Genomic DNA, 26,829 nt, shown 5'->3' on the forward strand with positions numbered 1-26,829 from the left:
TGCGAGCGGGACCGAGCCGCAGCTGACGGGCCGGGGCACGCGGAACCCCGAAGCCACTCCCGTACGACACTGGGGGCGTGATCCGTACCGAAGCCCTGGACCGACTGCCCGTCCACACCGCCGTGCCCGCCCTGCGGCGCGCGCTCGACGACCGGGGCGTCGCCGTCCTGTGCGCCCCGCCCGGCACCGGCAAGACGACGCTCGTCCCGCTGGTGCTGGCCGGGCTGGCCGGCCGGGGCCCGGTGCGCCGGGTCGTGGTCGCCGAGCCGCGCCGGATCGCCGCGCGGGCGGCGGCACGGCGGATGGCCTGGCTGCTGGGCGAGCAGCCGGGCGGCCGGATCGGTTTCACGGTGCGCGGCGAGCGCGTGGTGGGGCGGGAGACGGTGGTGGAGGTCGTGACCACCGGGGTGCTGCTCCAGCGGCTCCAGCGGGACCAGGAGCTGGCCGGGGTCGACGTGGTGATCATCGACGAGTGCCACGAGCGGCATCTGGACGCCGACACGGTCGCCGCGTTCCTCCTGGACGTACGGGAGGCGATCCGGCCCGATCTGCGGCTGGTGGCGGCGTCCGCGACGACGGACGCGGAGGGCTGGGCGCGGCTGCTGGGCGATGCCCCGGTGATCGAGGCCGAGGGCGTCTCGCACCCGGTGGAGGTGGTCTGGGCGCCGCCCGCCCGTCCGGTGAAGCCGCCGCACGGGATGCGGGTCGACCCGGCGCTGCTGACGCATGTGGCGGCGACCGTGCGGCGTGCCCTCGCGGAGCGCGCGGGGGACGTGCTCTGCTTCCTGCCCGGCGTCGGGGAGATCTCGCGGGTGGCCGGGCAGCTCGCCGGGGTGGACGCGGAGGTGCTCCAGGTGCACGGGCGTGCTCCGGCCGCCGTGCAGGACGCGGTACTGGCCGGTTCCTCCGGCGGGCGGCGGGTGGTGCTGGCGACCTCGGTGGCGGAGTCGTCCCTGACGGTGCCGGGCGTGCGGGTCGTCGTCGACTCGGGTCTCGCGCGTGAACCCCGTACCGACCATGCCCGGGGCCTGAGCGCCCTGAGCACCGTACGGGCCTCCCGCGCGGCCGGGCGGCAGCGCGCCGGGCGGGCGGGGCGGGAGGCTCCGGGGGCGGTGTACCGGTGCTGGGACCAGGCCGAGGACGGGCGGCTCGCGCGCTTCCCCTCGCCGGAGATCAAGGTCGCCGACCTCGCCGCCTTCGCGCTCCAGGCGGCGTGCTGGGGCGATCCGGGCGCGTCCTCGCTCGCGCTGCTGGACCCGCCGCCCGCCGGGGCGATGGGCGCGGCCCGGGAGGTGCTGGACGCGATCGGCGCGGTGGACGGTGAGGGCCGGGTCACCGAACGCGGCGTACGGATGTCCCGGCTCGGGCTGCACCCCCGGCTGGCGCGGGCCCTGCTGGACGGCGCGGAGGAGGTCGGGGCGCGGCGGGCCGCCGAGGTGGTGGCCCTGCTGAGCGAGGAGCCGCCGAGGGAGTACGGGGACGATCTCGCGGCGGCGCTGCGGACCGCCCGCCGGGGCCAGGACGGGTACGCGGCGCGCTGGAAGCAGGAGGTGCGCCGGCTGTCGTCGTCGCTGGGGAGCGGCTCGCCGGGCGGGCAGGACGGCGGCCGCTCCGACGACGCCGTCGTCGGCCTCGTCGCCGCCCTGGCGTTTCCGGAGCGGGTGGCGCGGGCCCGGGGCGACGGGGCCTTCCTGATGGCGTCGGGTACGGGCGCGGAGCTGCGGGACGGATCACGGCTGCGCAGCGCGCCCTGGCTGGCCGTGGCGGTCGCGGACCGGCCCTCCCACGCGGCCTCGGCGCGGGTGCGGCTGGCGGCGGTGACCGACGAGTCGACCGCGCTGCTGGCCGCCGGGCATCTGCGGGTGCGGGGCGAGGAGGTCCGCTGGGTGGACGGTGAGGTGGTGGCCAGGGCCGTGGACCGGCTGGGGGCGGTGGAGCTGGCGGTGCGGCCGCTGAAGCGGCCCGGCCCGGAGCTGGTGCGCGGGGCTCTGGTGGAGGGCCTGCGGCGGGAGGGGCTCGGGCTGCTGCGGTGGACCCGGGACAGTGAGCAGCTGCGGCTGCGGCTGGCGTTCCTGCACCGGGTGCTGGGGTCGCCGTGGCCGGACGTCTCGGACGGGGCGCTGCTCGCGGAGACCGGGGCGTGGCTGGAGCCGGAGCTGTCGCGGGCGCGGCGCCGTTCCGATCTGGGCCGGATCGACGCGGGCCAGGCGTTGCGGCGGCTGCTGCCCTGGGCGACCGGGGAGGGCGCCCGGCTGGACGAGCTGGCGCCGGAGCGGATCGAGGTGCCGAGCGGTTCGCGGATCCGGGTGGAGTACGGCGGGGAGCAGCCCGTGCTGGCGGTGAAGCTCCAGGAGCTGTTCGGGCTGCGGGAGACGCCCCGGGTGGCCGGGGTGCCGGTCCTGGTCCACCTGCTCTCCCCCGCCGGGCGGCCCGCGGCGGTCACGGCGGACCTGGCGTCGTTCTGGCAGGAGGGCTACAAGGCGGTGCGGGCGGAGCTGCGCGGCCGCTACCCGAAGCATCCGTGGCCGGAGGACCCCGCGACCGTACAGGCGACACGGTTCACCTCGGCCCGGCTCAAGCGCTCGTAGGGACCTGTGGAGTTCGCGACCGCGCCTCAAGACACAGCGCGAGTGCGAACAGTCCGGTGCCGATGCCGAGGAAGCCCCAGGGCAGGTACGAGGTGAGGAGGAGGACCAGGACGCGCTGGGACCTGACCAGCTCGACGGTGTCCACGATGTAGTCCTCGCGCATCTTCACATGGCCGGAGAACGCGGTGACGGTGTCCTTGGACATGCCCATCTTCTTGGCGTCGCGCAGCTCCTCCTCGTGGATCTCCTCGCCGTTGACGGGGGCTCCGGTGACCGGATCGACCCAGAACATGCGCTTCGTGGTGTACCAGCGGGTCATGCCGGTCTGCGCGATCTGCTCGGCGGTGATGCCCTCGATGGGCATCTTCTTGGGCATCGGGACCTTGGTCCACGGGATGGTCTGCTCGAAGTAGTAGACCTCCAGGCCGCGGAAGGTGCGGGTGCCCCGGTAGTGGATGGGGGCGGTGGTGCGGCTCTGGGCGTCGAAGTACGCGTAGTCGCGCTTCTCTGTGAGGAAGGGCCACTTGAACTCGATGCCCTCGCGCCGGACCGGGTCGCCGTCGACCATCTCTCCGGTGGCGTTGACGGGGGCCTGGGTGTGGGCGTCGAAGATGTAGCGCTCGGGGATCTCGGAGACCGTCTTGCCGTCGGGGCCCTGGATGTAGGAGAGCGCGTCCCAGACGACGACGTCGCGTCCGGCACTGCGTTCGATCTTCTCGGACTCCTCCACGTTGCCCTTGAGCGTCTGGACGATGGTGACCTTCTCGACCTTCTTCGCCTTGAGGGTGGTGTAGTCGAGGAGGGTCGCGGGGGACGCCTCCAGGACGACCTCCTGGTACTGGCCCGGCGGGACCTTGGCCAGGCGCGGGAAGGCGTACCAGCGCATCAGCGGCGACAGGGCCGCGAAGAACACGGCGAAGGCCAGGAGTACGAGAGCGGCTCGGCGGCGCATGGTGGTGACCTCTCCCTCTGCGGCGGCTATCTCTTCGGGCCCGGGACGGTGGTCAGCAGGGGCTCGGGCGAGGTCTCCCCGGCCGGGGAGCCGACCGCGGAGATGGTGAACACGAGCGCGAGGGCGGCGGCCAGTCCGATGGCGGCTGCGACGAGGGCACGCATGCTCGGCCTCCCGGGGCGGTGATCCGATGGCAGTGATCCGATGACGGCGAACTGATGGCGGTGACCTGATGGATCGTCAGGGCTGGGGCACCGTAGCAATCGGGGCGCGAGATGAGAACACGGCGGACAGCCCCTCCGCCGGGTGGCGAAGGGGCTGCGCGGTGAGCTGTGCGGTGGCCGTGCGGTACTGCGGGGTCAGGCTTCGGGGGTTTCCGTCTTCTCCGGGGCCGTCTCCTCGGGAGCCGTCCCTCCGGGAGCTGTCTCCTCCGGGGTCGTCTCCTCGGGGGTTGTTTCCTCCGGGGGTGTTTCCTCCGGGGTCGTCTCCTCCGGGGCCTCAATGGTGAGCTCGATGACGACCGAGGCGCCGCCCTCGGTGGTGAGGCGCAGCAGATATGTGCCCTCGGTGTCGTCCGCGAAGATCTCCGGGAGCCGGAGCACGCCCTCGGCGTCCGTCAGGGTGGTGAGGGTGCGGACCGGCTTGCCGTCCGCGTCCTTGAAGTACGGGCCCCTGTCGTTGTCGGCGAACTCCGGGGAGTCCTTGACCATCGTGGCGGTGACGGCCACTCCGGCCGCGGCGGCGTCCTTGTACGTGGCCTTGACGGTGACGGCGTCCGCGAACTTCCCGCCGGGGGCGGCGACGAGCGCCTTCTCCTCGGTCCGGACGATCGCGTCGGCCTGGCGGGCGGTGACGGTCGCCGCGTAGGTCAGGGTGCGCGGTCTGCCGGTGCCCGCGACGGCGGTCACGGTGAACTCCCCGGCCTTCTCGCCGGCCCGGAGTTCCGGCGCGGTGGCGGTGCCGTCGGCCCCGGTCGTCACCGTGACGGTCTTCTTGCCGCCGGTGAAGAGCGTGCCGGTGTTCCCGGTGACGGTGAACGTGACGGGCACCTTGGCCAGCGGGGCGCCCAGCGCGTTGCGGGCACGGACGGAGACCTGCTCGTCGAACGCCCGGCCCGCGGTGGCCCGCAACGGGCCGGTGCCCGCGTTCTCCAGGGAGCCGAAGGTGTCGGACGGCGGCGTCGGCTTGGGGGTGGGCGGCTTCGGCGTGGGCGGCTTCGGCGTCGGGCTGGTGGAGCCGTCGCCGGGCTTCGACGGGCCCGGACTCGGCTTTCCGCCCGGCTTGGACGGGGAGGGCTTCGGGCTCGGGGTCCTGCTCGGGCCGGGAGTGGTACCCGGGTTCGGGCTCGGGGAGGGGGTGCTCGGGGTGGCGGGCAGCGTTCCGGCGCCGTCGGGGATCTCGTGCGTACCGCGCTGGTAGTACGAGAACCAGGAGCGGACCGTACGCAGATACTCCGTCGAGCGGTTGTAGCTCAGCACGGCCTGGTCGAGGTCGGCGGTAAGCGCCAGATCGCGGTCGTTGGCGCAGAGGTAGCGGCCGGCGGCGAGCGCCGCGTCGTAGATGTTGTTGGGGTCCTTACGGCCGTCGCCGTTCGCGTCCTGGCCCCAGGCGGCCCAGGTCGACGGGATGAACTGCATCGGGCCGACCGCGCGGTCGTGGACCGCGTCGCCGTCGTACGCCCCGCCGTCGGTGTCCTTGATCAGCGCGAAGCCCTGGCCGTTGAGGGCCGGGCCGAGGATCCGGGGGGTGGCGGTGCCGTTGGCGTCGACGCGCCCGCCGCGGGCCTGGCCGGACTCGACCTTGCCGATCGCCGCGAGGAGCTGCCAGGGCAGCCGGCAGCTGGGGTCGGTGGTCGCGACGGTCCGCTCGGCCTGCTTGTACGCGGCCAGGATCGACGCCGGAATACCGGCTTCCGCGCTCCCGCTCATCGGCAGCTTGCTGGATGAACCGGGCTTGTCGGGCGTGACCAGGGGAGGAAGGTCGGTGTAGTAGGGCGAGTTGCCGGTCGCCTCGCCGTCGTCCCCGGCGCTCGCGGTGTCCTCACCGGCCGCCTTGGGGTCACCGCCGCCGACGGATCCTTCGGCCAGGGTCACCCCGGGAGCCTGCGAGGCCGTGAGCGCCGCCACGGCGGCCGCAGCCACCGCGGTGGTCGTGGCCCCCTTGCGCAGACGTCGGCGAATATGCGCTGCCATACGTTTCGGTCCCTCCCCCTCGAAGGCTGCTCGCGCTCCCCAGCGCGCGGACTCCAGCGACCCTACGGCACCTCGTGTCGCCCGGGCACCGAGGTCCGACCGCTTCTTACTGTTTTCTCACCTTCCCGGCCGCCCGTTGTCCGGTCGGTCACGGAAGGGTGCCCTGAGGGTCCCGCATACTTGCCGCCATGCCGTTCACGCTCAGTCATGCCGCCGCCGTGCTCCCGGCGATCCGCCGGAACGGGACCGCCCGGTGGCCGCTGTTCCCCTCGGCGCTCGTCGCCGGTTCGTTCGCGCCCGACATCACCTACTTCGCGGACACGGTGATCCCCGGGGCGATGGAGTTCGGGTCGTTCACACACACCTTCCTCGGGGTCGTCACGGTGAACGTGGTCATCACCGCGGTGCTGGTCGCGGTGTGGGCGCTGCTGCGGGAGCCGCTGGCAGCACTGTTGCCGGTACGTGTACGGGGCCGCGTCCACGCCTTCGTCCGGGGGCAGCGGTGGACCCGCGCCTCCTTCGGGCCGTCCGCCTGGCTGTGGTTCGCCGTCTCCGGCGCTCTGGGGGCGGCGACCCATGTGGTGTGGGACGCGTTCACCCATCACAGCCGGTGGGGGACGGAGCTGGTGCCGGTGCTCAACCGCAGCGTCGGCGGCTTCCCGGTGTTCCAGCTGGTCCAGTACGGCAGTTCGGCCGTGGCCCTCGTGGTCATCGGCTGGTTCGCCGCCACCGGGCTGCGGCGCACCGCGGCGGTCCCCGCGCCCCGGGAGGTGCCGGTGCTCGGCCGCCGGGAACGGTGGGGCGCGCTCGTCCTGCTGGTCCTGTGTGTGCTGATCGGCGTCGTCCACCGGTGTGCCCGCTGGTACGCCCACTTCGGCCGGGTGGAGAGCCCGCTCGACATCATCCCCACGGCCTGCTTCGGCGCGGGCGCCGGGCTGGCGGCCGGACTGCTGCTGTACGGGGTGTGGATGCGCCTGCCGCGGAGACGGCGGACGGCGAAGGGCCCGGGGCCGGCCGTGTCCGTAGCGGAGTCGTCCCGTACGGGAGTGTCCGCCGGCCGGAAGTAGCGGCGCGGGAGGGGCCCGCGACCGTGACGCGGTCGCGGGCCCCTGCCCTGTCGGGCTTCCCTGCGGCTCAGTGCGCGGCCGACTCCCAGTCCTTGCCGACGCCGACCGAGACATCGAGCGGGGCACGCAGCTCGACCGCGTGGGCCATCTCGTGGCGCAGGATCTCCTCCACCCGCTTCCGCTCGCCCTTCGCGATCTCCAGGACGATTTCGTCGTGGACCTGGAGCAGCATCCGCGAGGTCAGCTCCGCCTCGGTCAGCGCCCGGTCCACCCGCAGCATCGCCACCTTCACGATGTCCGCGGCCGTGCCCTGGATCGGGGCGTTGAGCGCCATCCGCTCGGCGGCCTCGCGGCGCTGGCGGTTGTCGCTGTTCAGGTCGGGGAGATAGCGGCGGCGGCCGAGGATCGTCTCCGTGTACCCGGTGGCCCTGGCCTCCTCGACGACCCGGTGGAGATAGTCCCGTACCCCGCCGAACCGCTCGAAGTAGGTGTCCATCAGCACCCGGGCCTCGGCGGGGTCGATGTTCAGCTGCTGGGAGAGGCCGAACGCGGACAGCCCGTAGGCCAGGCCGTAGGACATGGCCTTGATCTTGCGGCGCATCTCCGCGTCGACCGCGTCCTTCGCGACGCCGAAGACCTGCGAGGCGACCGTGGTGTGCAGGTCCTCGCCGGAGGCGAACGCCTCGATCAGACCGGCGTCCTCGGAGAGGTGCGCCATCACCCGCAGCTCGATCTGGCTGTAGTCCGCCGTCATGAGCGTCTCGAAACCCTCACCGACGACGAAGCCCCGGCGGATCGCCCGCCCCTCGTCCGTGCGGACGGGGATGTTCTGCAGGTTGGGGTCGGTGGAGGAGAGCCGGCCGGTCGCCGCCACCGTCTGGTTGAACGTGGTGTGGATCCGGCCGTCGGCCGCGACCGTCTTGATCAGGCCCTCGACGGTGACCCGCAGCTTGGCCTGCTCACGGTGGCGCAGCATCAGCACCGGCAGCTCGTGCTCGGTCTGCGCGGCCAGCCAGGCCAGCGCGTCCGCGTCCGTGGTGTATCCCGTCTTGGTCTTCTTCGTCTTCGGCAGGCCCAGCTCCCCGAAGAGGATCTCCTGGAGCTGCTTGGGCGATCCGAGGTTGAACTCGCGGCCCACCGCCGCGTGCGCCTCCTTCACCGCCTGCTGCACGGTCCCGGCGAACTGCTGCTCCATGGACTCCAGATGGGCCCGGTCCGCAGCGATCCCGTGCCGCTCCAGGCGGGCCAGCAGGATCGAGGTCGGCAGCTCCATGTCGTGGAGCAGCTCCGCCGCGCCGACCTCCTTCAGCCGGGTGGTGAACGCGTCGCCCAGGTCCAGCACGGCGCGGGCCTGCGCCATCAGGGCGTCCGCCTCGGCCCGGTCGTCCGCGCCGAAGGCCAGCTGCCCGTCGGATGCGGCGGCCGGGGCCAGCTCCCGGCCCAGATACTCCACGGCGAGCGCGTCCAGGGCGAAGGAACGACGGCCCGGCTTCACCAGATACGCGGCGAGCGCGGTGTCCATCGTGACGCCTTCGAGCTGCCAGCCGTGCTCGGGCAGGACCCGCATCACGTTCTTCGCGTTGTGCAGGACCTTCGGCCGCTCCGGGGCCGAAACCCAGGCGGCGAACGCCCGCTCGTCGGCCTCCTCCAGCTGCGTCGGGTCCAGCCAGGCGGCGGCCCCGTCGGCGGCGGCGAGCGCGACCTCGGTGACCGCGCCGACCCCCAGCGACCAGGTGTCCACCGTCATGACACCGAGCGGCTGCGCGCCGTGCTCCTCCAGCCAGGGGGCGACCTCGCCGGAGCCGAGCACGACCCCGTCCAGCTCGATCCCGGCCGCCGGTGCGGGCGGCTCGGCCTCCGCCGCGCCCGGGTCGACGGCGAGGAGGCGCTCGCGCAGGCTCGGGTTGCGGATCTCCAGTATGTCCAGGACACCGGTGACCGCCGTGCGGTCGTACGCGGCGCGCTCCAGGTCGGCCGGGTTCTTCGGCAGCTCCACGTCACGGACCATCTCGGTCAGCACACGGTTCATCTTCACCGCGTCCAGGTGGTCGCGGAAATTCTGCCCGGCCTTGCCCTTGACCTCATCCGCCCGCTCGACCAGCTCGGCGAACGAACCGAACTGGTTGATCCACTTCGCGGCCGTCTTCTCGCCGACCCCGGGGATGCCGGGAAGATTGTCGGACGGGTCGCCGCGCAGGGCGGCGAAGTCCGGATACTGCCGCGGGGAGAGCCCGTACTTCTCGACGACCTTCTCCGGGGTGAACCGGGTCAGCTCGGAGACCCCCTTGGTGGGGTAGAGCACAGTCACGTTCTCCGTGATCAGCTGGAAGGAGTCCCGGTCGCCGGTGACGATCAGGACCTCGAACCCGGCCGCCTCGGCCTGGGTCGCCAGCGTCGCGATGACGTCGTCCGCCTCGAACCCGTCCACCGCGAACCGGTCCGCGCGCATCGCGTCGAGCAGCTCGCCGATCAGCTCGACCTGCCCCTTGAACTCGTCGGGCGTCTTGGAGCGGTTCGCCTTGTACTCCGGGAACTCCTGCGCGCGCCAGGTCTTGCGGGACACGTCGAACGCCACCGCGAAGTGCGTGGGCGCCTCGTCACGCAGGGTGTTCGCCAGCATCGACATGAAGCCGTACACGGCATTCGTCGGCTGCCCCACCGCCGTCGTGAAATTCTCCGCGGGCAGGGCGAAGAACGCCCGGTACGCCAGGGAGTGCCCGTCCATGAGGAGCAGGCGCGGTCGGTTGTCTGCCGTCTTCTTCGATGCCGTCTCAGCCACGCCCCCGATCCTGCCACGGCCCACTGACAATCCGGACCGGCACGACCTCCGGGGACCGTGACAGGATCGACGGTGAGGACGTAGACACGTGGAAGAAGCGCTCGAAGGGGAGCAGCATCATGGCCACCAAGCCGCCGACCGGTGACCCGGTCCAGGACGCCCCGCAGGTCGAGGCCGCCCCGCACGCCGCCGCCGGGCTGCCCGCCGTCGTCCACTCCCTGCGCATCGCCCAGCAGCAGATGGGGGTGCGCCGCACCGCGCGGACCCTCCTCAAGGTCAACCAGAAGGACGGCTTCGACTGCCCCGGCTGCGCCTGGCCCGAGGGCGACAAGCGGCACACCGCCGAATTCTGCGAGAACGGCGCCAAGGCCGTCGCGGAGGAAGCGACGCTGCGCCGCGTCACCCCCGGCTTCTTCGCCGGCCACCCGCTGGCCGACCTCGCCGGGCGCAGCGGGTACTGGCTGGGCCAGCAGGGCAGGATCACCCACCCGATGTACCTCCCCGAGGGCTCCGACCGGTACGAGCCGGTGACCTGGGAGCGGGCGTTCGCGATCATCGCCGAGGAGCTGACCGCCCTCGACTCCCCCGACGAGGCCCTCTTCTACACCTCGGGCCGCACCAGCAACGAGGCCGCGTTCCTGCTCCAGCTCCTCGCCCGCGAGTTCGGCACCAACAACCTGCCGGACTGCTCCAACATGTGCCACGAGTCGTCCGGCTCGGCACTCACCGAGACCATCGGGATCGGCAAGGGCAGCGTCTCGCTGGAGGACCTCCACCAGGCCGACCTGATCATCGTCGCCGGCCAGAACCCCGGCACGAACCACCCCCGGATGCTGTCCGCCCTGGAGAAGGCCAAGACCTCCGGCGCGAAGATCATCTCGGTGAACCCGCTGCCCGAGGCCGGCATGGAGCGGTTCAAGAACCCCCAGACCCCGCAGGGCATGCTCAAGGGCACCCCGCTCAACGACCTCTTCCTGCAGATCCGCATCGGCGGCGACCAAGCCCTCTTCCGCCTCCTCAACAAGCTGATCCTCGCCACCGAGGGCGCCGTCGACACCGCGTTCGTCGCCGAACACACCCACGGCTACGAGGAGTTCACCCGGGCCGCCGAAGCAGCCGACTGGGACGGCACCCTCACCGCCACCGGCCTCACCCGCACCGAGATTGAGCAGGCCCTCGCGATGGTCCTCTCCTCCCGGCGCACCATCGTCTGCTGGGCGATGGGCCTCACCCAGCACAAGCACTCCGTGCCCACCATCCGCGAAGTCGTCAACTTCCTGCTCCTGCGCGGAAACATCGGCCGCCCCGGCGCCGGAGTCTGCCCGGTGCGCGGCCACTCCAACGTCCAGGGCGACCGCACCATGGGCATCTTCGAACGGCCCGCACCGGCCTTCCTCGACGCCCTCGACAAGGAATTCGGCATCACCTCGCCGCGCCACCACGGCCTGGACGTGGTGCGCTCCATCCAGGCCCTGCGCGACGGCCACGCCAAGGTCTTCTTCGCCATGGGCGGCAACTTCGTCGCCGCCACCCCCGACACCGCCGTCACCGAGGCCGCGATGCGCCGCGCCCGTCTCACCGTCCACGTCTCGACCAAGCTCAACCGCTCCCACACCGTCACCGGGACCCGCGCCCTGATCCTGCCCACCCTGGGCCGCACCGACAAGGACGTCCAGGCCGGCGGCAAACAGTTCGTCACCGTCGAGGACTCCATGGGCATGGTCCACGCCTCGCGCGGCAACCTCACCCCCGCGAGCCCCCACCTGCTCTCCGAACCGGCCATCGTCGCCCGCCTCGCCCGCGCGGTCCTCGGCGCCGGCTCCCGTACCGACTGGGAGGCCTTCGAGCGGGACTACGCCACGATCCGCGACCGCATCTCCCGCGTGTTCCCCGGCTTCGAGGACTTCAACACCCGCATCGCCCGCCCCGGCGGCTTCACCCTCCCCCACGCCCCCCGCGACGAACGCCGCTTCCCCACCGCCACCGGCCGCGCCAACTTCACCGCCGCCCCCGTCGAGTACCCCGAACTCCCCGACGGCAGGCTCCTGTTGCAGACACTGCGCTCCCACGACCAGTACAACACCACCATCTACGGCCTCGACGACCGCTACCGGGGCATCAAGGGCGGCCGCCGCATCGTCATGGTCAACCCCGAGGACGCCGCCGCCCTCGGCCTCGCCGACGGCACGTACGCCGACCTCGTCAGCGAGTGGAAGGACGGCGTGGAGCGCCGCGCGGACGGCTTCCGCGTCGTCCACTACCCCACCGCCCGGGGCTGCGCCGCCGCCTACTACCCGGAGACCAACGTCCTGGTCCCCCTGGACTCCACGGCCGACACCAGCAACACCCCGGCCAGCAAATCAGTCGTCGTCCGCTTCGAGAACACCCGGAGCGACTGAAAACCGGGTCTTCAAAGTTGAGCGGTGTGGAGGTGTCCGCGGGCTCGGCGGGTGGTGACGCAGCGTGTGCGTAGGCGTTGGTCCTCTGCGTTGCGGAAGCCGAAGGCGTTGCGGGCGACGAGCTTGATCACGCGGTTGATGCCCTCGCTCTTGGCGTTGCTGTGGCCGGTGTCGAGGAACGCGGCGGTCTCCGCCCACCACCGATCTACGGTCACGGCCAGCCGAACAACCTCGGGGATGTCCGAGTCCGCGCACCAGGTTAGGAACTTCCATCGGGCATGGCCGACTTGGTGCCGGCCGGCGCCGGTGCCGGCCAGGGCGAGGAGATTGCGCAGGCTCTCCTTCGCGATCCACGCGGTCAGCAGCGTCTGCCCGATCTGCCCCTCGTCCAGCAGCGGGTTCCACATCTTCGCGAACTGCTCATCGGTGAGGCCCTCGCGGTTGCGCAGGAGACGTCGTCTGGCCTTCCACTCCGGGTCACTGGCGCGTCCGCGCCGTCCGCGGGTCTCGGCGGTGGTGCGGCGCCGGAGTGTGGAGAGCATTCTGTTGGCGAGCTGGACGACGTGGAAGTGGTCGACCACGACGATGGCGTCAGGCAGGCCGGTGCGGATCGCGGCGCGGTAAGTGGACGACATGTCGATGGTGACGTGGGTGATGTTCTTGCGCCGGGTCAGCGGTGTGGTGGACAGCCAGGCCAGGACGTCGGCCACGGTGCGGCCCTCGACCTGGCCGAGCAGCCCGCCGGTGCCGAGGGCGTCGACGAACCCGGTGTGCCACCGATCCCGGGTCAGGCGCCACTTGCCGGACTCGGGGTCCTGCTCCCACTTCGTTTTGCTCCGCCGGGTCTCGTCGACGCCCAGCACCTTGACCTCGGGCAGCGGAGCATCGACGACCTCGCGCGCCGATGTACGGAAGGCGCCCATCACCGTCGGCCAGGACAGATGCATGTCGCGGGCGGCCTGGATGACCGTGGAGCCGGCATCGCGCACCCGGCGCCCGGCCGCCTGGCGCAGCCGGGCGGTGATCCGCGCCCCGGCCGGTATCTGGGCGACGCTCTCGGTAAACGACTTCCTCGGGCACTTCGGCTCGCGGCACCACCAGCGGCGCTTGTGCCACAACAGCACCAGCCCGCGCTCCCCGTAGGGACGATCCCGAGGGCGGGTCCGGGCTGTGCCCTTCACTTTCCAGGCGAAGGCCCCGCACTCCGGGCAGGCGCGAGCCGCTTCCTCCGCCGTGGCCAGATGCACCCGGCGGGTGCCGTCCTCAAGCCGCTCGACCCGTATGGCGGACACCCCGTCGAGGCCGAGCAGCAACGTCGCTTCGTTGGGCAAGCCCGTGGCTCCTGCTTGATCTCTGCGTAGAGAACAGAAATGATCACGCGTTCGACAGTGAGGCAGCAACGGCCGGATCTGTCGTTGCGGTGGATGGGCTCTGGCTTCCGGGCCGCTGGCGCTGCGCAGGGCAGTGCGCTGAGGCGTGTTGGCGTGGGCCCGGATCGGGTGATCTGGTCATGCGGCCGCGTCGACCAGGGCTTGGAGCAGGCGCTGGGGGTCTTCGGCGATGCGGTTGCAGACGTAGAGCCACCATTGCGTGCCGAAGACGATGTACTCCCGGGTGGGGTGGCCGCGCTCGGCCATGGCCTGGAGGCGGTCGGGCCCGAGGCCGAGGAGGGTCTCGAACTCCCAAGGGTCGGAATCGTGCCCCTTCCCTCCGAGGTGCTGGTCAACGCGGTTGATCAGATCCCAGTCGTGGGTGGCGAAGGAGCACAGATGGCCCGAGTCGGCCAACCGTTGCGCGTACGCAAGATAGGCGGTGGTCAGGGCCGGGGCCTCGCGCCGGTGGGCGATGGCCTCAGGTTCGAGGAAGGCGCCCTTGACCAGGCGGATGCGGCCGGGACGGGAAAGCAGCTCCGGCAGGTCGTCCGCGGTGCGATACAGGCGTGCCTGGACGGTGATGCCCACGTGATCGAACCGCTCGCACAGCTTGCGGTGCAGGGCAAGAACCTCGTCGGTACGGTCGGAGCCTTCAGCCGAGATCACCATCTCCCGCCCAGTGTCGGCGGTGGCCTGTGCGATGCGGGAGGCGTTGGCAAGGGCAAGCTCCGCATCGACGGCCAGGCCGATGTGGGACAAGTCCAGGGAGATCGAGCACCCGGGTGGCAGTAGCCGGGCCGCGGACAGGAACGTGTCGGTCTCTTCCGTGGCTCGCCGCGGGTCGCGGCAGCTCTCGCCCATGTACTCGACGTTCACGCGGTGGCCGACGGACAGGACCTGCTGCGCCCGGTCCAGGGCGTCGGGCAGGGTTTCACCGGCCACGTACCGCTGCGCAACTTTGCGGGCCAGAGGGCCCAGGACCGGGTCACCTGGGACACGCCACTTCAGCTCCTCGTCGAGCGCGAGCCCCCGCAGGACTTGGGCAGCCTGTGACGAGAGGGCAGTGTTGATGGCGGGGATCTGCGTGGTCATGCGCTGTGCCTCGCTGTTCGCGGGAGGGATGAACGCCTGCGAGCCTTCCAGACCGGTGCTCCCACCTGAGAGCGGCAGAAACGACAGGTAAGCTGAAATTCCTGCCACCGCCATAAGAGGGGATCAGGAACCGATGCTCCACGACGTCGCCGTCCTGGCCCTCCAGGGTGCCCACGCATTCGAGCTGGGCGTGTTCTGCGAGGTCTTCGGGATCGACCGCAGCGACGACGCGCTGCCCGCGTACGACTTCGCCCTTGTCTCGGCCACCGGCGACAGCGTGCCGACCCGCCACGGCTTCGAGGTACGGGCCCGGCACGGCCTGGAGAGGCTGGCCCCGGCGGACCTCATCTGCGTCCCGGCCTACGACCTCAATGTGCGCCAGCCGGACCACCTGACCGAGGAACTGCGGGCTGCTGTGGAGCGTGGCGCTCGGGTCCTGAGCATCTGCACCGGGGCCTTCCTCCTGGGCGAGGCCGGGCTGCTCGACGAGCGACGCTGTACCACGCACTGGCGCTACACCGACGAACTCGCCCGCCGCCACCCGCGTGCCCGGGTCGAGTCGGACGTGCTCTACGTCGACGAGGACCCGGTCATCACCGGCGCCGGCACCGCCGCCGGCGTCGATACCTGCCTCCACCTCATCCGCAAGGAGCACGGCAGCACCGTCGCCAACGCAATCGCCCGCCGCATGGTCACACCCCCACACCGTGACGGCGGCCAGCACCAGTACCGCCAACGCCCCCTCCCCCGGGAGGGGACCGGGTCCCTCGCCCCTGTCCTGGCCTGGGTGGAAGCCAACCTCGACCAGGACCTGACCGTCGACGCAATGACCCACCGCGCCCACCTCTCCCCACGGACCTTCGCCCGACGCTTCCGGCAGGAAACCGGGACCACACCACTGCAATGGCTGACCGGACAGCGAGTCCTGCTCGCGCAGCACCACCTGGAGACCACAGACGACCCAGTAACCGCGATCGCCCACCGCACAGGCTTCGGCACCGCCGACAACCTCCGCCACCACTTCGCCCGACACCTCGGCACGACGCCCCAGGCATACCGGCGGGCGTTCAGAGCCCTGCCCACCAGCCGACGATCCGCGCCCCTCACAGCTTCACAAGGGCCATGCAGTACTGACTGATCGCTGTCCGGGTCTTGAGAACAGAACCAGGTCGGCAAGCCCGTCACTCACCGCGACTGCACGTCAGTGGCCCAAACGCTGCACACCGCTCAAGATCGAAGACCCTGAAAACCGCCACCCTCTAAGCGTCCGCTCAGCTGTCTGATAAGAACAGTGCGGACAGCGACGAACCAGCGCAGACGAACGGAGCCGGACCCATGGGCGAGCACACCGCACCCCTCTTCCCGCAGGAAGTCATCGACGAATACGCGGCACTCGGCGTCGACCTGCCCGCCCTCTTCTCCGCCGGCCACCTCGGCGAGCGCATGGGCGTCACCATCGTCGAGGCCTCCGCCGACCGCGTCGTCGGCACCCTGCCCGTAGAAGGCAACACCCAGCCCTACGGACTCCTGCACGGAGGCGCCTCCGCCGTCCTCGCCGAGACCCTCGGCTCCATCGGCTCCATGCTCCACGGCGGAGCCACCAGACTCGCGGTCGGCGTCGACCTCAACTGCACCCACCACCGAGGCGTCCGCAACGGCCTCGTCACCGGCGTCGCCACCCCCGTACACCGGGGCCGCACCACCGCCACGTACGAGATCGTCATCACCGACGAACAGGACAAGCGGGTCTGCACCGCACGCCTCACCTGCCTCCTGCGCGACGCCCCCCGACCGGACGCCGGCTGACCCGCCACCCACCAACCCCCTCACCCCATACGGCACAACCCCACCTGCCCGGCCGGAATCGCACCACGCGCATTCCGGCCGGGCAGCGCCATATCCCCACCAAAGAAAGGACGTTGCCCACCACACTCGGTCAACACCCTTGACTCCACAGCCCGTTCCATGAGCCACTCAGCAGCCACATCGGCCCCAAGCGCCCCGAGGACCCGGACCACCGATGTAACACTGCGTAACATGCGGGCAATGCGGAATCCAGCCGCGCACCCCGGCCGGAACCACCCGGGACACCCCACCACGCCCTCCCCCCGCCACCGGCCCGCGTCAGCACCAAGATCACCTCAAGCCCCTTAGCAGAGCTGCGCGTTCTCACCATGTGGTCCCTTCACAGTCCAGGCGAAACCCCCACATGTCCTCACAGGAACCTCAAGCCTTGCTCAAGGGCATAACAAGAGAGTCACATCCACCGCCGACCAGTCCCGATGGCCCCCGGCTGCGCTTAGAGTCACCGCCAGTCACCGCGCCGCCGGGCGCGTCTGCTGCACGGCCCTGTACCAATCCAGTACGGCCCGGCGATCGACACGGCACCTCAAGCAGAGGAGGCCGCGCCAGGGAAAGGACTTTTCGTGCGACACCGTTCTTCGCTCATACTCACCGCAGTGCTCACCACCGGAGCACTCACCCTCACCGCCTGCGGTTCGCGCGACGACAGCAAGAGCAGCAGCGACGGCGGCAGCGGCAACCAGACCGTCGTCATCGGCCTCGACGCCCCGCTCACCGGCGACCTCTCCGCCCTCGGCCTCGGCATCAAGAACTCCGCCGAACTCGCCGTCAACACCGCCAACAAGGACAAGACCGTCCCCGGCGTCACCTTCAAGCTCCAGGCCCTCGACGACCAGGCCCAGCCCTCCGTCGGCCAGCAGAACGCCGTCAAGCTCATCGGCACCAAAGAGGTCCTCGGCATCGTCGGCCCGCTGAACTCCGGCGTCGCCCAGTCGATGCAGAAGCCCCTCAACGACGCCAAGATGACCCAGGTCTCCCCGGCCAACACCGGCACCGAACTGACCCAGGGCAACAACTGGAAGACCGGCGACAAGAAGCGCCCCTACGCCTCCTACTTCCGCACCTCCACCACGGACCAGATCCAGGGCGCCTTCGCCGCGAAGTACCTCTTCGAGACCGCGAAGATCAAGGACGTCTACCTCATCGACGACCAGAAGCCCTACGGCGCCGGACTCGCCGCCTCCTTCAAGGCCAAGTACACCGAACTCGGCGGCAAGATCGTCGGCACCGACCACGTGAACCCCGAGGACCGCGACTTCAACTCCGTCGCCACCAAGGTCAAGAGCTCCGGCGCCAAGGCCGTCTACTACGGCGGCGAATACCCCGCAGGCGCCCCCCTGAGCCAGCAGATCAAGGACAGCATCAAGATCCCCTTCATGGGCGGCGACGGCATGTACAGCGCCGACTTCATCAAGCTCAACAAGAAGGCCGAAGGCGACATCGCCACCTCCGTCGGCAAGCCCGTCGAAGAACTCGAATCCGCCAAGAAGTTCATCGCCGACTACAAGACGGCCGGCTACAAGGACGCCTACGAGGCCTACGGCGGCGGCACCTACGACGCCACCTGGTCCATCATCGAAGCCGTCAAGATCGTCGCCGCCGAGAACGACGGCAAGATCCCCGCGGACGACGCCCGCGCCAAGGTCCTCGCCGCCATGGACAAGGTCAAGTTCGACGGCGTCACCGGCCCCGTCTCCTTCGACGAATTCGGCGACACCACCAACACCCTGATGACCGCCTACCAGGTCACCGGCGGCAAGTGGGTCTCCAAGACCAGCGGCACGGTCGACTAACCACCCACCGGGCCACGGCCCGCCACCACACAAAGCAACCAGACCGCGCGGGAGCGCTACGAGCCCTCCCGCGCGGTGCCATATCCGAACACTCCACGGAGGCCCTGCGGTGAACGAACTGCCGCAACAGCTGGCCAACGGACTCATCCTCGGCGCGATGTACGGTCTCATCGCGATCGGCTACACGATGGTCTACGGAATCATCCAGCTCATCAACTTCGCGCACGGCGAGATCTTCATGATCGGGGGCTTCGGAGCCCTCACGGTCTACATCTGGCTTCCGTCCGGATTCTCCCTCATAGCCGCGATACCCCTCATGATCGTCGGCGGCGTCATCTCCGCCGTCGCCATCAGCATGGCCGCCGAACGCTTCGCCTACCGACCCCTGCGCGGCGGCCCACGCCTGGCACCACTCATCACCGCCATCGGGCTCTCCCTCGCCCTCCAGCAAGCGGTATGGATGTGGTACCCCGACGCCACCAAGGACCGCTCCTTCCCCCAGTTCGAAGGCGAAGCCCTCGACATCCTCGGCGCCACCATCCAGCGCGGCGACATCTTCGTCCTCATCTCCGCACCCCTGTGCATGCTCGCCCTCGGCTTCTTCGTCTCCAAGACCCGAGCCGGCCGCGGCATGCAAGCCACCTCCCAGGACCCCGACACCGCCAAGCTCATGGGCATCAACACCGACCGCATCATCGTCATGGCCTTCGCCATCGGTGCCGCGTTCGCCGCCGTCGCCGCCGTCGCCTACGGGCTCAAGAACGGCCAGATCGGCTTCCGCATGGGCTTCATCATGGGCCTCAAGGCCTTCACCGCAGCCGTCCTCGGCGGCATCGGCAACATCTACGGCGCCATGCTCGGCGGCATCGTCCTCGGCGTCGCCGAAGCACTCGCCACCGGCTACATGAGCGAAGTCCCCGGCATGGAACTCTTCGGCGGCGGCGCCTGGAAGGACGTATGGGCCTTCGCCCTCCTCATCATCGTCCTCCTCGTACGCCCCCAGGGCCTGCTCGGCGAACGCGTCGCGGATCGGGCGTGATGACCATGACCACCAGCACCACACCCGCCAACAGCGCCCTCATCGCGCTGCCCGCAGCCCGCCACATCACCACCGCCGGCGCTGCCATCGCCCTCATCGGCACCTTCCTCGCCTGGACCTGGACCGCCGAATTCCCCGGCAACCTCACCGTCACCGGCTACCCCGGCGGCCTCCAGGTCCTCACCCTCACCGCCGCCGCCCTCACCCTCCTGTTCACCCTCTCGGGCTACGGGATCAAGGGGCTTCACCGGCTCACCCCCGGCGGCGCCAACAGCCCCGTCCGGCTCGCCGCCCTCGGCGTCCTCGGCACCACCGGCTTCGCCATCGGCGCCATCGCCGTCAAACTCGGCGGCGTCGTCAACCTGGAACCCGGAGCCTGGATCAGCCTCGCCGGCGCGATCATCGCCACCGTCGCCTCCCTCGGCCTCCCCAACGACCAGGAACTCGACGACACCACCCGCCCCACCCCGCTCAACCGCTTCGTCAACAGCCTCCGTGCCCCCGCGCCCACACGCGCCAAGGAACTCCCCAACTGGGCCGAGATCCTCATCATCGCCGGAGCCTTCGGCGTCGCCCTCCACGTCTTCACGTACGGCATCGACACCGAATACGCCGAACTCTTCATCGGCTACATCATCACCGTCGCCTTCGGCTTCACGGCACTCACCCGCGCCGGGCTCATCGCCCGCATCACCCGGCTCACCACCAAGCACCGCAACGTCACCCTCGCCGCCGCACTCATCGCGGCCTTCTGCTTCCCCTTCACCCAGCAGAACGAGCAGTACGCCCTCATCGGCGCGAACATCCTCATCTTCGCGACCGTCGCCCTCGGCCTCAACGTCGTCGTCGGCCTCGCCGGCCTCCTCGACCTCGGCTACGTCGCCTTCCTCGGCGTCGGCGCCTACGCCGCCGCCCTGGTATCCGGCTCCCCCCTCTCCCCCGTCGGCGTCCAATTCCCCTTCTGGGCCGCCGTCCTCACCGGCGCCGCCGCCTCACTCGTCTTCGGCGTCGTCATCGGCGCCCCCACCCTCCGACTGCGCGGCGACTACCTCGCCATCGTCACCCTCGGATTCGGAGAGATCTTCCGCCTCACCGTCAACGCCCTCAACGGCGTCAGCGGCCCCGACCTCACCAACGGCTCCCAGGGCATCCCCAGCATCCCCGACCTCAACCTCTTCGGCTTCGACTTCGGCACCAGCCACAACATCGCCGGATTCACCCTCGGCAGGTCGGCCAACTACTACCTGCTGATGCTCGTCTTCACCGCCGTCGTCGTCCTGGTCTTCCGACGCTCCGGAGAATCCCGCATCGGCCGCGCCTGGGTCGCCATCCGCGAGGACGAAACCGCAGCCACCGCCATGGGCATCAACGCCTTCCGGCTCAAACTGCTCGCCTTCGCCCTCGGCGCCACCCTCGCCGGACTCGCCGGCACCGTCCAGGCCCACGTCTCCTACACCGTGACGCCCGAGCAGTACCAGTTCGCCGGCTCCGTACCCCCCAACTCCGCCTTCCTCCTCGCCGCCGTCATCCTCGGCGGCATGGGAACCCTCAGCGGACCCCTCGTCGGCGCCGCACTGCTCTACCTCATCCCGGCCAAACTGCAGTTCATGCAGGACTACCAGCTCTTCCTCTTCGGCATCGCACTCATCCTCCTGATGCGCTTCCGCCCCGAAGGGCTCGTCGCCGACCGCAGGAAGCAGCTCGAATTCCACGAGGCCGACCAACAGGACGTCCCACCGGACACCCCACTCACCGAACAGGCCGCCGGCACCACGAAGGCGGGGGCGTGATCACATGACCACCGAAACGACCACCCCGGCCACCCCGGCCACCACCGTCCTCGACGCCAGCGGCGTCACCATGCGCTTCGGCGGACTCACCGCCGTCAAGGGCGTCGACCTCACCGTCAACAGCGGCGAGATCGTCGGCCTCATCGGCCCCAACGGCGCAGGCAAGACCACCTTCTTCAACTGCCTCACCGGCCTCTACATCCCCACCGAAGGCAAAGTCAGCTACCAGGGCACCGTCCTGCCGCCCAAGCCCCACCTCGTCACCAAGGCCGGCATCGCCCGCACGTTCCAGAACATCCGGCTCTTCGCCAACATGACCGTCCTGGAGAACGTCCTCGTCGGACGCCACACCCGGACCAAGGAGGGCCTGTGGTCAGCCCTCCTACGCCTCCCCGGCTACCACAAAGCAGAAGACGCCAGCCGTGAACGCGCCATGGAACTACTGGAGTTCATCGGCCTCCAGAACAAGGCCGACCACCTCGCACGCAACCTCCCCTACGGCGACCAGCGCAAGCTGGAGATCGCCCGCGCACTGGCCAGCGACCCCGGACTCCTCCTCCTGGACGAGCCCACCGCAGGCATGAACCCCCAGGAAACCCGCGTCACCGAAGAACTCATCTTCGCCATCCGGGACCAGGGCATCGCCGTCCTCGTCATCGAGCACGACATGCGGTTCATCTTCAACCTCTGCGACCGCGTCGCCTGCCTCGTCCAAGGCGAAAAACTCGTCGAAGGCACCCCCAGCGACGTCCAGGGCGACGAACGCGTCATCGCCGCCTACCTCGGCACCCCCTTCGAAGGCGCCCCCGGCGCCGAAGAAGCCGCCGAGGTCGAAGCAGCCGAAGCGGAAACCACGGCGGCCCACACCAGGACCACCACCGGCACCGACGCGACAGCGAAAGACACCACGCCCGACACCCCCAGCACCGATGAGGAGGGCACCCGATGACCGCACTGCTAGAGGTCGAAGACCTCCGGGTCGCCTACGGCAAGATCGAAGCCGTCAAGGGAATCTCCTTCACCGTCGACGCCGGCCAGGTCGTCACCCTCATCGGCACCAACGGCGCGGGCAAGACCACCACCCTGCGCACCCTCTCCGGACTGCTCAAGCCGCTCAGCGGCCGCATCCTCTTCGAGGGCAGGCCACTGGCCAACATCCCCGCCCACAAAATCGTCTCCCTGGGCATCGCCCACTCCCCCGAGGGACGCCACATCTTCCCCCGGCTGACGATCACCGAGAACCTCCTCCTCGGCGCCTACCTCCGCAACGACAAGGCAGGCATCGAAAAGGACATCCAGCGCGCCTACGACCTCTTCCCCATCCTCGGGGAACGCCGCAAACAGGCCGCGGGCACCCTCTCGGGCGGCGAACAGCAGATGCTCGCCATGGGACGCGCCATGATGTCCCAGCCCAAACTGCTCATGCTCGACGAACCCTCCATGGGACTCTCCCCGATCATGATGCAGAAGATCATGGAGACCATCGTCGAACTCAAGGCGGCGGGCACCACGATCCTGCTCGTCGAGCAGAACGCCCAGGCCGCCCTGTCCCTCGCGGACCGGGGTCACGTCATGGAGGTCGGCAAGATCGTCCTCTCCGGCGCGGGCTCGGACCTGCTCCACGACGAGTCGGTCCGCAAGGCCTACCTCGGCGAGGACTGACGCCCCTGCCGTACGAGAGAGGCCCGCACCCCGGTTCTTCCACCCGGGGTGCGGGCCTCTCTCCTGGTACGTACGTGGCTACTCGGCCGACTTCTTCTTCTCCTCGGCGTCCTCGATCAACGCCTCCGCCAGCTGCTGCATCGACATCCGGCGGTCCATCGACGTCTTCTGGATCCACCGGAACGCGGCCGGCTCGGAGAGCCCGTAATCCGTCTGCAGAATGCTCTTCGCCCGGTCCACCAGCTTCCGGGTCTCCAGCCGCTGCGACAGGTCCGCGATCTCGCTCTCCAGCGCCTTCAGCTCCGCGAACCGGGAGACGGCCATCTCGATGGCCGGCACCACATCGCTCTTGCTGAACGGCTTCACCAGATACGCCATCGCCCCCGCGTCCCGGGCCCGCTCGACGAGGTCGCGCTGCGAGAACGCGGTGAGCATCAGGACCGGGGCGATGGACTCCTCGGCGATCTTCTCGGCGGCGGAGATGCCGTCGAGGACCGGCATCTTCACGTCCAGGATGACCAGGTCCGGCCTGTGCTCCCGGGCCAGCTCGACGGCCTGCTGCCCGTCGCCCGCCTCACCGACGACGGAGTAGCCCTCCTCCTCCAGCATCTCCTTGAGGTCGAGGCGGATGAGGGCCTCGTCCTCGGCGATGACGACGCGGGTCGTCAGCGGCGGGACGTGCGACTTGTCGTCGTCGACGGCGTCTACGGGCTGGGGCGACTCGGGGGTGGTCACGGGGCTCCTCGGTATGGGGCAGATACTGCTGCCACGAGCCTACCTAGCTCCTGTAAGGTAGTGACGCGCAGGGCAGCAATGACCCTTCCTTTCTAAGGCCCCAGTACTCCAACTTGGTTAGAGAGGCCGCTCTCAAACAGCGGACAGTGTGGGTTCGAATCCCACCTGGGGCACTTTTCCTTGGATTCCAAGGCGCAAGGTGATTCGACGAACTTCACTTGATCTGAGTATGCGTGTGCCATTCCACGCCGGATCGGGTGCCTGCGCGACAAAACTCGGCAGCATGTACGACATGGGGACCCGCGAGCGAGCTCTGGCTCTGGTCGCGCAGGGTCGCAGCCTCAATTCCGTGAGCAAGCAGACCGGCATATCGCGCGCCGCGATTCGTTCCTGGCAGACGCGCCTCAAACCGCTGGACATGAATCGGGGCAAACCCTGCCCGAGGTGCGCCGAAGTACCCACGGCGATCGAGGAGCCTTCCTCGTACGCCTACTTACTGGGGCTCTACCTCGGGGACGGCTGTATCAGCGCGGCCAAACGAGGCGTGTACTCCCTCCGCATCGCGTGCGCCGACGCGTGGCCCGGACTCATCGACGCCTGCGCCGAGGCCGTACTGATCGCGCGACCGCACAACAAAGTCTGCCGGGTGGCGAGTGCGGGCTGCCAGTACGTCACTTCCTTCAGCAAGCATTGGCCCTGCCTCTTCCCTCAGCACGGCCCCGGCAAGAAACATGAGCGCCGGATCGCCCTCGAAGCGTGGCAGCAAGAGATCGTGGACGCCCATCCCTGGGAATTCATCCGCGGCCTCATCCACTCCGACGGCTGCCGGATCATCAACTGGGCCACCCGCCTGGTCCGCGGCGAACGCAAGCGCTACGAGTACCCCCGGTACTTCTTCACCAACAAGTCCGACGACATCCGCAAGCTCTTCGGCGACACCCTCACTGCCGTAGGCGTCGAGTGGACCACCCTTGCGCGAGGCAGCAAGCCGCTCAACATCTCCGTAGCCCGACGGGCATCCGTCGCCCTCATGGATGCGCACGTCGGGCCGAAATACTGAGCTGACCCTGAGCCGCCCTACTTCGGGCTGTCGTCCTCGCCGATGCGGTGGACGCGGACCAGGTTCGTGGAGCCCGCGACGCCGGGCGGGGAGCCGGCGGTGATGACCACGACGTCGCCCTTCGCGCAGCGGCCGATGCGCAGGAGTTCCTCGTCGACCTGGGCGACCATCGCGTCCGTGGAGTCGACGTGCGGGCCGAGGAAGGTCTCGACGCCCCAGGTGAGGTTGAGCTGGGCGCGGGTGGCTTCGTCGGGGGTGAAGGCGAGGAGCGGGATGGGTGAGCGGTAGCGGGAGAGGCGTTTGACGGTGTCGCCGCTCTGGGTGAAGGCGACGAGGAATTTGGCGCCGAGGAAGTCGCCCATTTCGGCGGCGGCTCTGGCGACGGCGCCGCCCTGGGTGCGGGGTTTGTTGCGTTCGGTGAGGGGCGGGAGGCCCTTGGCGAGGAGGTCTTCCTCGGCGGCTTCGACGATGCGGGACATGGTGCGGACGGTTTCGGTGGGGTATTTGCCGACGCTGGTCTCGCCGGAGAGCATGACGGCGTCGGTGCCGTCGATGATGGCGTTGGCGACGTCGGAGGCTTCGGCGCGGGTGGGGCGGGAGTTGTCGATCATCGAGTCGAGCATCTGGGTGGCGACGATGACGGGTTTGGCGTTGCGTCGGGCGAGTTTGATGGCGCGTTTCTGGACGATCGGGACCTGTTCCAGGGGCATTTCGACGCCGAGGTCGCCGCGGGCGACCATGATGCCGTCGAAGGCGGCGACGATGTCGTCGATGTTGTCGACGGCCTGGGGTTTTTCGACCTTGGCGATGACGGGGAGGCGGCGGTTCTCCTCGTCCATGATGCGGTGGACGTCGTGGATGTCGTGTCCGGTGCGGACGAAGGAGAGGGCGATGATGTCGGCGCCGGTGCGCAGGGCCCAGCGGAGGTCGTCGATGTCTTTTTCGGAGAGGGCGGGGACGGAGACGGCGACGCCGGGGAGGTTGAGTCCTTTGTTGTCGGAGACCATGCCGCCTTCGATGACGGTGGTGTGGACGCGGGGGCCGTCGACGTCGGTGACTTCGAGGGTGACGCGGCCGTCGTCGACGAGGATGCGTTCGCCGGTGGTGACGTCGGTGGCGAGTCCGTCGTAGGTGGTGGAGCAGATGTCGCCGGTGCCTTGGTCTTCGAGGGGTTCGACGGTGATGGTGAAGGTGTCGCCGCGTTCGAGGAGTACGGGGCCTTCGCGGAAGCGTCCGAGGCGGATCTTCGGGCCTTGAAGGTCGGCGAGGATGCCGACGTTGCGGCCGGTTTCCTTGGATGCTTTGCGTACGTGGTGGTAGCGCTCTTCGTGTTCGGCGTAGGTGCCGTGGCTGAGGTTGAAGCGGGCGATGTCCATTCCTGCTTCGATGAGGGCTTTGATCTGGCCGTATGTGTCGGTTGCGGGTCCCAGGGTGCAGACGATTTTCGCTCGGCGCATGTTTCGAGACTAAACCTTACCTACGGGTAGGTATTTGGCTCCGTGTGACGCCTCAACAACCTTCTGATGAAGGGCTGTTGACAAGTGTTGAATTGTGCAGCGGGTCGCTCTGATGAGCGTTTATCCGAGGTTCGGTGGGACGAGTGTGAAGGAGGCCTCGACCTGGGCGTCGACACTCTGGCGTACGGGTTCGAGGTCGAGGGGTGTGGCGTCGGGGGCGGCTTCCGTGGCTCCTCCGAAGGACCTGGTCCGGGCGGAGAAGGCGGCGGGGGTCATGTGGGGGCCGACGTGGGTGCCGGTGTCGCTGAGTTCGAGGAGGGCGCCGAGGCGGGTGTTGAGGGCTTCGGCGTATTCGCGGGCGCGTTGGAGGGCTTCCTGGACGGCTTGGCGGCGGGCGGCGGCGTGGTGGGGGGATGTGGGGCGCAGGGCCCACCAGGGGCCGTCGATGCGGGTGAGGTCCTGGTCGGCGAGGCGGGCGACGATTTCGCCGAGTGCGGTGAAGTCGCTGATGGTGGCGGTGAGTTGGATGCTGCCGTGGTAGGCGCGGATTCGTTCGGCGCGGCCGTGGCGGGTGAGTTCGGGGCGGATGGCGAGGGTGCCGGTTTCCAGTTTTTCGATGGTGTCGCCGTAGGTCTTGATGAGGTTGAGGGTGGTGGTGTTGCGGTGGGTGAGGTCGTCGAGGGTGGTGCGGCGGTCGGTGCCGCGGGCGGTGAGGGTGATGGTGATGTGGGCGATTTCGGGGTCGGCTTCGAGGTGGGCTTCGCCGCGGACGGTGACGTGGGGGGTGGTGGGGGTGCCGTAGGGGTGGTGGGGTGCGGGTGCGGGGCCGGGTGTGGGGGTTTCGGTCATGTGTTCACTGTGGCACGGGGGGTGGTGTGGCGTGGTGTCTGTTGCGTGGTCATCAGATCGAAACCTGGGTGGGGTGTTGTGTGGGGTGGCTGCTGGGCCAGAATCTACGCGCGTTGCCCTACTGAACGAGGAGTAGGAG

Annotated in this window: 20 protein-coding genes and 1 tRNA gene; 12 read left to right on the forward strand and 9 right to left on the reverse strand. The window is 69.7% G+C overall.

The window, feature by feature from the left end; all coding sequences use genetic code 11:
* The first annotated feature begins 77 nt into the window (after positions 1 to 77).
* On the forward strand, positions 78 to 2,588 hold the full coding sequence (hrpB, locus tag ACGF2Y_RS26100; protein ID WP_392952015.1) for an ATP-dependent helicase HrpB: 2,511 nt from the start codon (positions 78 to 80) through the stop codon (positions 2,586 to 2,588).
* Here hrpB and ACGF2Y_RS26105 read toward each other — a convergent pair.
* The 3 genes from ACGF2Y_RS26105 to ACGF2Y_RS26115 form a co-directional block, all read right to left on the reverse strand.
* Entirely contained in the window at positions 2,575 to 3,540 is a 966-nt protein-coding gene (locus ACGF2Y_RS26105; RefSeq protein WP_392952018.1) for a DUF3068 domain-containing protein, read from the reverse strand. The two genes, hrpB and ACGF2Y_RS26105, sit on opposite strands and share 14 nt — an antisense overlap.
* Before the next feature lie 26 nt (positions 3,541 to 3,566).
* On the reverse strand, positions 3,567 to 3,704 hold the full coding sequence (locus tag ACGF2Y_RS26110) for an SPW_0924 family protein (protein WP_106973016.1): 138 nt from the start codon (positions 3,702 to 3,704) through the stop codon (positions 3,567 to 3,569).
* A 195-nt stretch (positions 3,705 to 3,899) separates the two neighbouring features.
* On the reverse strand, positions 3,900 to 5,732 hold the full coding sequence (locus tag ACGF2Y_RS26115; RefSeq protein ID WP_392952021.1) for a lytic murein transglycosylase: 1,833 nt from the start codon (positions 5,730 to 5,732) through the stop codon (positions 3,900 to 3,902).
* A 188-nt stretch (positions 5,733 to 5,920) separates the two neighbouring features.
* Here ACGF2Y_RS26115 and ACGF2Y_RS26120 point away from each other — a divergent pair, with 188 nt between their 5' ends.
* Positions 5,921 to 6,799: a DUF4184 family protein gene (locus tag ACGF2Y_RS26120; RefSeq protein WP_392952023.1), complete on the forward strand. Its 879-nt coding sequence runs from the start codon at positions 5,921 to 5,923 to the stop codon at positions 6,797 to 6,799.
* Positions 6,800 to 6,866: 67 nt separating this feature from the next.
* Here ACGF2Y_RS26120 and polA read toward each other — a convergent pair whose 3' ends face one another.
* Positions 6,867 to 9,578 carry a DNA polymerase I gene (gene polA / locus ACGF2Y_RS26125; protein ID WP_392952025.1) on the reverse strand — a complete coding sequence of 904 codons (2,712 nt, stop codon included), beginning with the start codon at positions 9,576 to 9,578 and terminating at the stop codon, positions 6,867 to 6,869.
* 119 nt (positions 9,579 to 9,697) lie between these two features.
* Here polA and ACGF2Y_RS26130 point away from each other — a divergent pair, with 119 nt between their 5' ends.
* Positions 9,698 to 11,977 carry an FdhF/YdeP family oxidoreductase gene (locus ACGF2Y_RS26130; RefSeq protein WP_392952028.1) on the forward strand — a complete coding sequence of 760 codons (2,280 nt, stop codon included), beginning with the start codon at positions 9,698 to 9,700 and terminating at the stop codon, positions 11,975 to 11,977.
* Between the two features lie 11 nt (positions 11,978 to 11,988).
* Here the strand turns inward: ACGF2Y_RS26130 and ACGF2Y_RS26135 are convergent, their stop codons facing one another.
* Positions 11,989 to 13,308 carry an ISL3 family transposase gene (locus ACGF2Y_RS26135; RefSeq protein WP_392952030.1) on the reverse strand — a complete coding sequence of 440 codons (1,320 nt, stop codon included), beginning with the start codon at positions 13,306 to 13,308 and terminating at the stop codon, positions 11,989 to 11,991.
* 177 nt (positions 13,309 to 13,485) lie between these two features.
* A complete protein-coding gene (locus ACGF2Y_RS26140; RefSeq protein ID WP_392952033.1) occupies positions 13,486 to 14,556 on the reverse strand; it encodes a proline dehydrogenase family protein in 1,071 nt (356 codons plus the stop codon).
* A gap of 19 nt (positions 14,557 to 14,575) precedes the next feature.
* Between ACGF2Y_RS26140 and ACGF2Y_RS26145 the strand changes: the two genes are divergently transcribed.
* From ACGF2Y_RS26145 to ACGF2Y_RS26175, 7 genes are all read left to right on the forward strand, one after another.
* Positions 14,576 to 15,580 (forward strand): GlxA family transcriptional regulator, encoded by a 1,005-nt coding sequence (locus ACGF2Y_RS26145; protein WP_392952035.1) that lies wholly within the window; start codon positions 14,576 to 14,578, stop codon positions 15,578 to 15,580.
* A 197-nt stretch (positions 15,581 to 15,777) separates the two neighbouring features.
* Entirely contained in the window at positions 15,778 to 16,248 is a 471-nt protein-coding gene (locus ACGF2Y_RS26150) for a PaaI family thioesterase (protein WP_392952037.1), read from the forward strand.
* 620 nt (positions 16,249 to 16,868) lie between these two features.
* Complete coding sequence (locus ACGF2Y_RS26155) at positions 16,869 to 18,098, forward strand: branched-chain amino acid ABC transporter substrate-binding protein (protein ID WP_392952040.1); 1,230 nt, start codon at positions 16,869 to 16,871, stop codon at positions 18,096 to 18,098.
* Positions 18,099 to 18,207: 109 nt separating this feature from the next.
* On the forward strand, positions 18,208 to 19,137 hold the full coding sequence (locus tag ACGF2Y_RS26160) for a branched-chain amino acid ABC transporter permease (protein ID WP_392952042.1): 930 nt from the start codon (positions 18,208 to 18,210) through the stop codon (positions 19,135 to 19,137).
* Positions 19,137 to 20,927 (forward strand): branched-chain amino acid ABC transporter permease, encoded by a 1,791-nt coding sequence (locus ACGF2Y_RS26165; RefSeq protein WP_392952045.1) that lies wholly within the window; start codon positions 19,137 to 19,139, stop codon positions 20,925 to 20,927. The genes ACGF2Y_RS26160 and ACGF2Y_RS26165 overlap by 1 nt, the downstream gene beginning before the upstream one ends.
* A gap of 4 nt (positions 20,928 to 20,931) precedes the next feature.
* Positions 20,932 to 21,876, forward strand: a complete 945-nt coding sequence (locus ACGF2Y_RS26170; RefSeq protein WP_392952048.1) for an ABC transporter ATP-binding protein — start codon at positions 20,932 to 20,934, stop codon at positions 21,874 to 21,876.
* On the forward strand, positions 21,873 to 22,589 hold the full coding sequence (locus ACGF2Y_RS26175) for an ABC transporter ATP-binding protein (protein ID WP_392952051.1): 717 nt from the start codon (positions 21,873 to 21,875) through the stop codon (positions 22,587 to 22,589). Before ACGF2Y_RS26170 ends, ACGF2Y_RS26175 begins: the two co-directional genes overlap by 4 nt.
* A gap of 78 nt (positions 22,590 to 22,667) precedes the next feature.
* On the opposite strand, the gene ACGF2Y_RS26180 is transcribed toward ACGF2Y_RS26175, so the two are convergent.
* Complete coding sequence (locus ACGF2Y_RS26180) at positions 22,668 to 23,324, reverse strand: ANTAR domain-containing response regulator (protein ID WP_007460230.1); 657 nt, start codon at positions 23,322 to 23,324, stop codon at positions 22,668 to 22,670.
* Between the two features lie 97 nt (positions 23,325 to 23,421).
* On the opposite strand from ACGF2Y_RS26180, the gene ACGF2Y_RS26185 reads away from it, so the two are divergent.
* Positions 23,422 to 23,497, forward strand: a tRNA-Leu gene (locus ACGF2Y_RS26185).
* Between the two features lie 110 nt (positions 23,498 to 23,607).
* Positions 23,608 to 24,384, forward strand: coding sequence for a transcriptional regulator (locus ACGF2Y_RS26190; RefSeq protein ID WP_392952055.1), 777 nt, complete (start codon positions 23,608 to 23,610; stop codon positions 24,382 to 24,384).
* Between the two features lie 17 nt (positions 24,385 to 24,401).
* On the opposite strand, the gene pyk is transcribed toward ACGF2Y_RS26190, so the two are convergent.
* Positions 24,402 to 25,841: a pyruvate kinase gene (gene pyk, locus ACGF2Y_RS26195; protein WP_392952058.1), complete on the reverse strand. Its 1,440-nt coding sequence runs from the start codon at positions 25,839 to 25,841 to the stop codon at positions 24,402 to 24,404.
* Positions 25,842 to 25,961: 120 nt separating this feature from the next.
* Entirely contained in the window at positions 25,962 to 26,690 is a 729-nt protein-coding gene (locus ACGF2Y_RS26200) for an SIMPL domain-containing protein (protein WP_392952060.1), read from the reverse strand.
* Positions 26,691 to 26,829 lie beyond the last annotated feature (139 nt).

It is taken from the genome of Streptomyces sp. NPDC048142 (assembly GCF_043202835.1).
GTDB lineage: Bacteria > Actinomycetota > Actinomycetes > Streptomycetales > Streptomycetaceae > Streptomyces.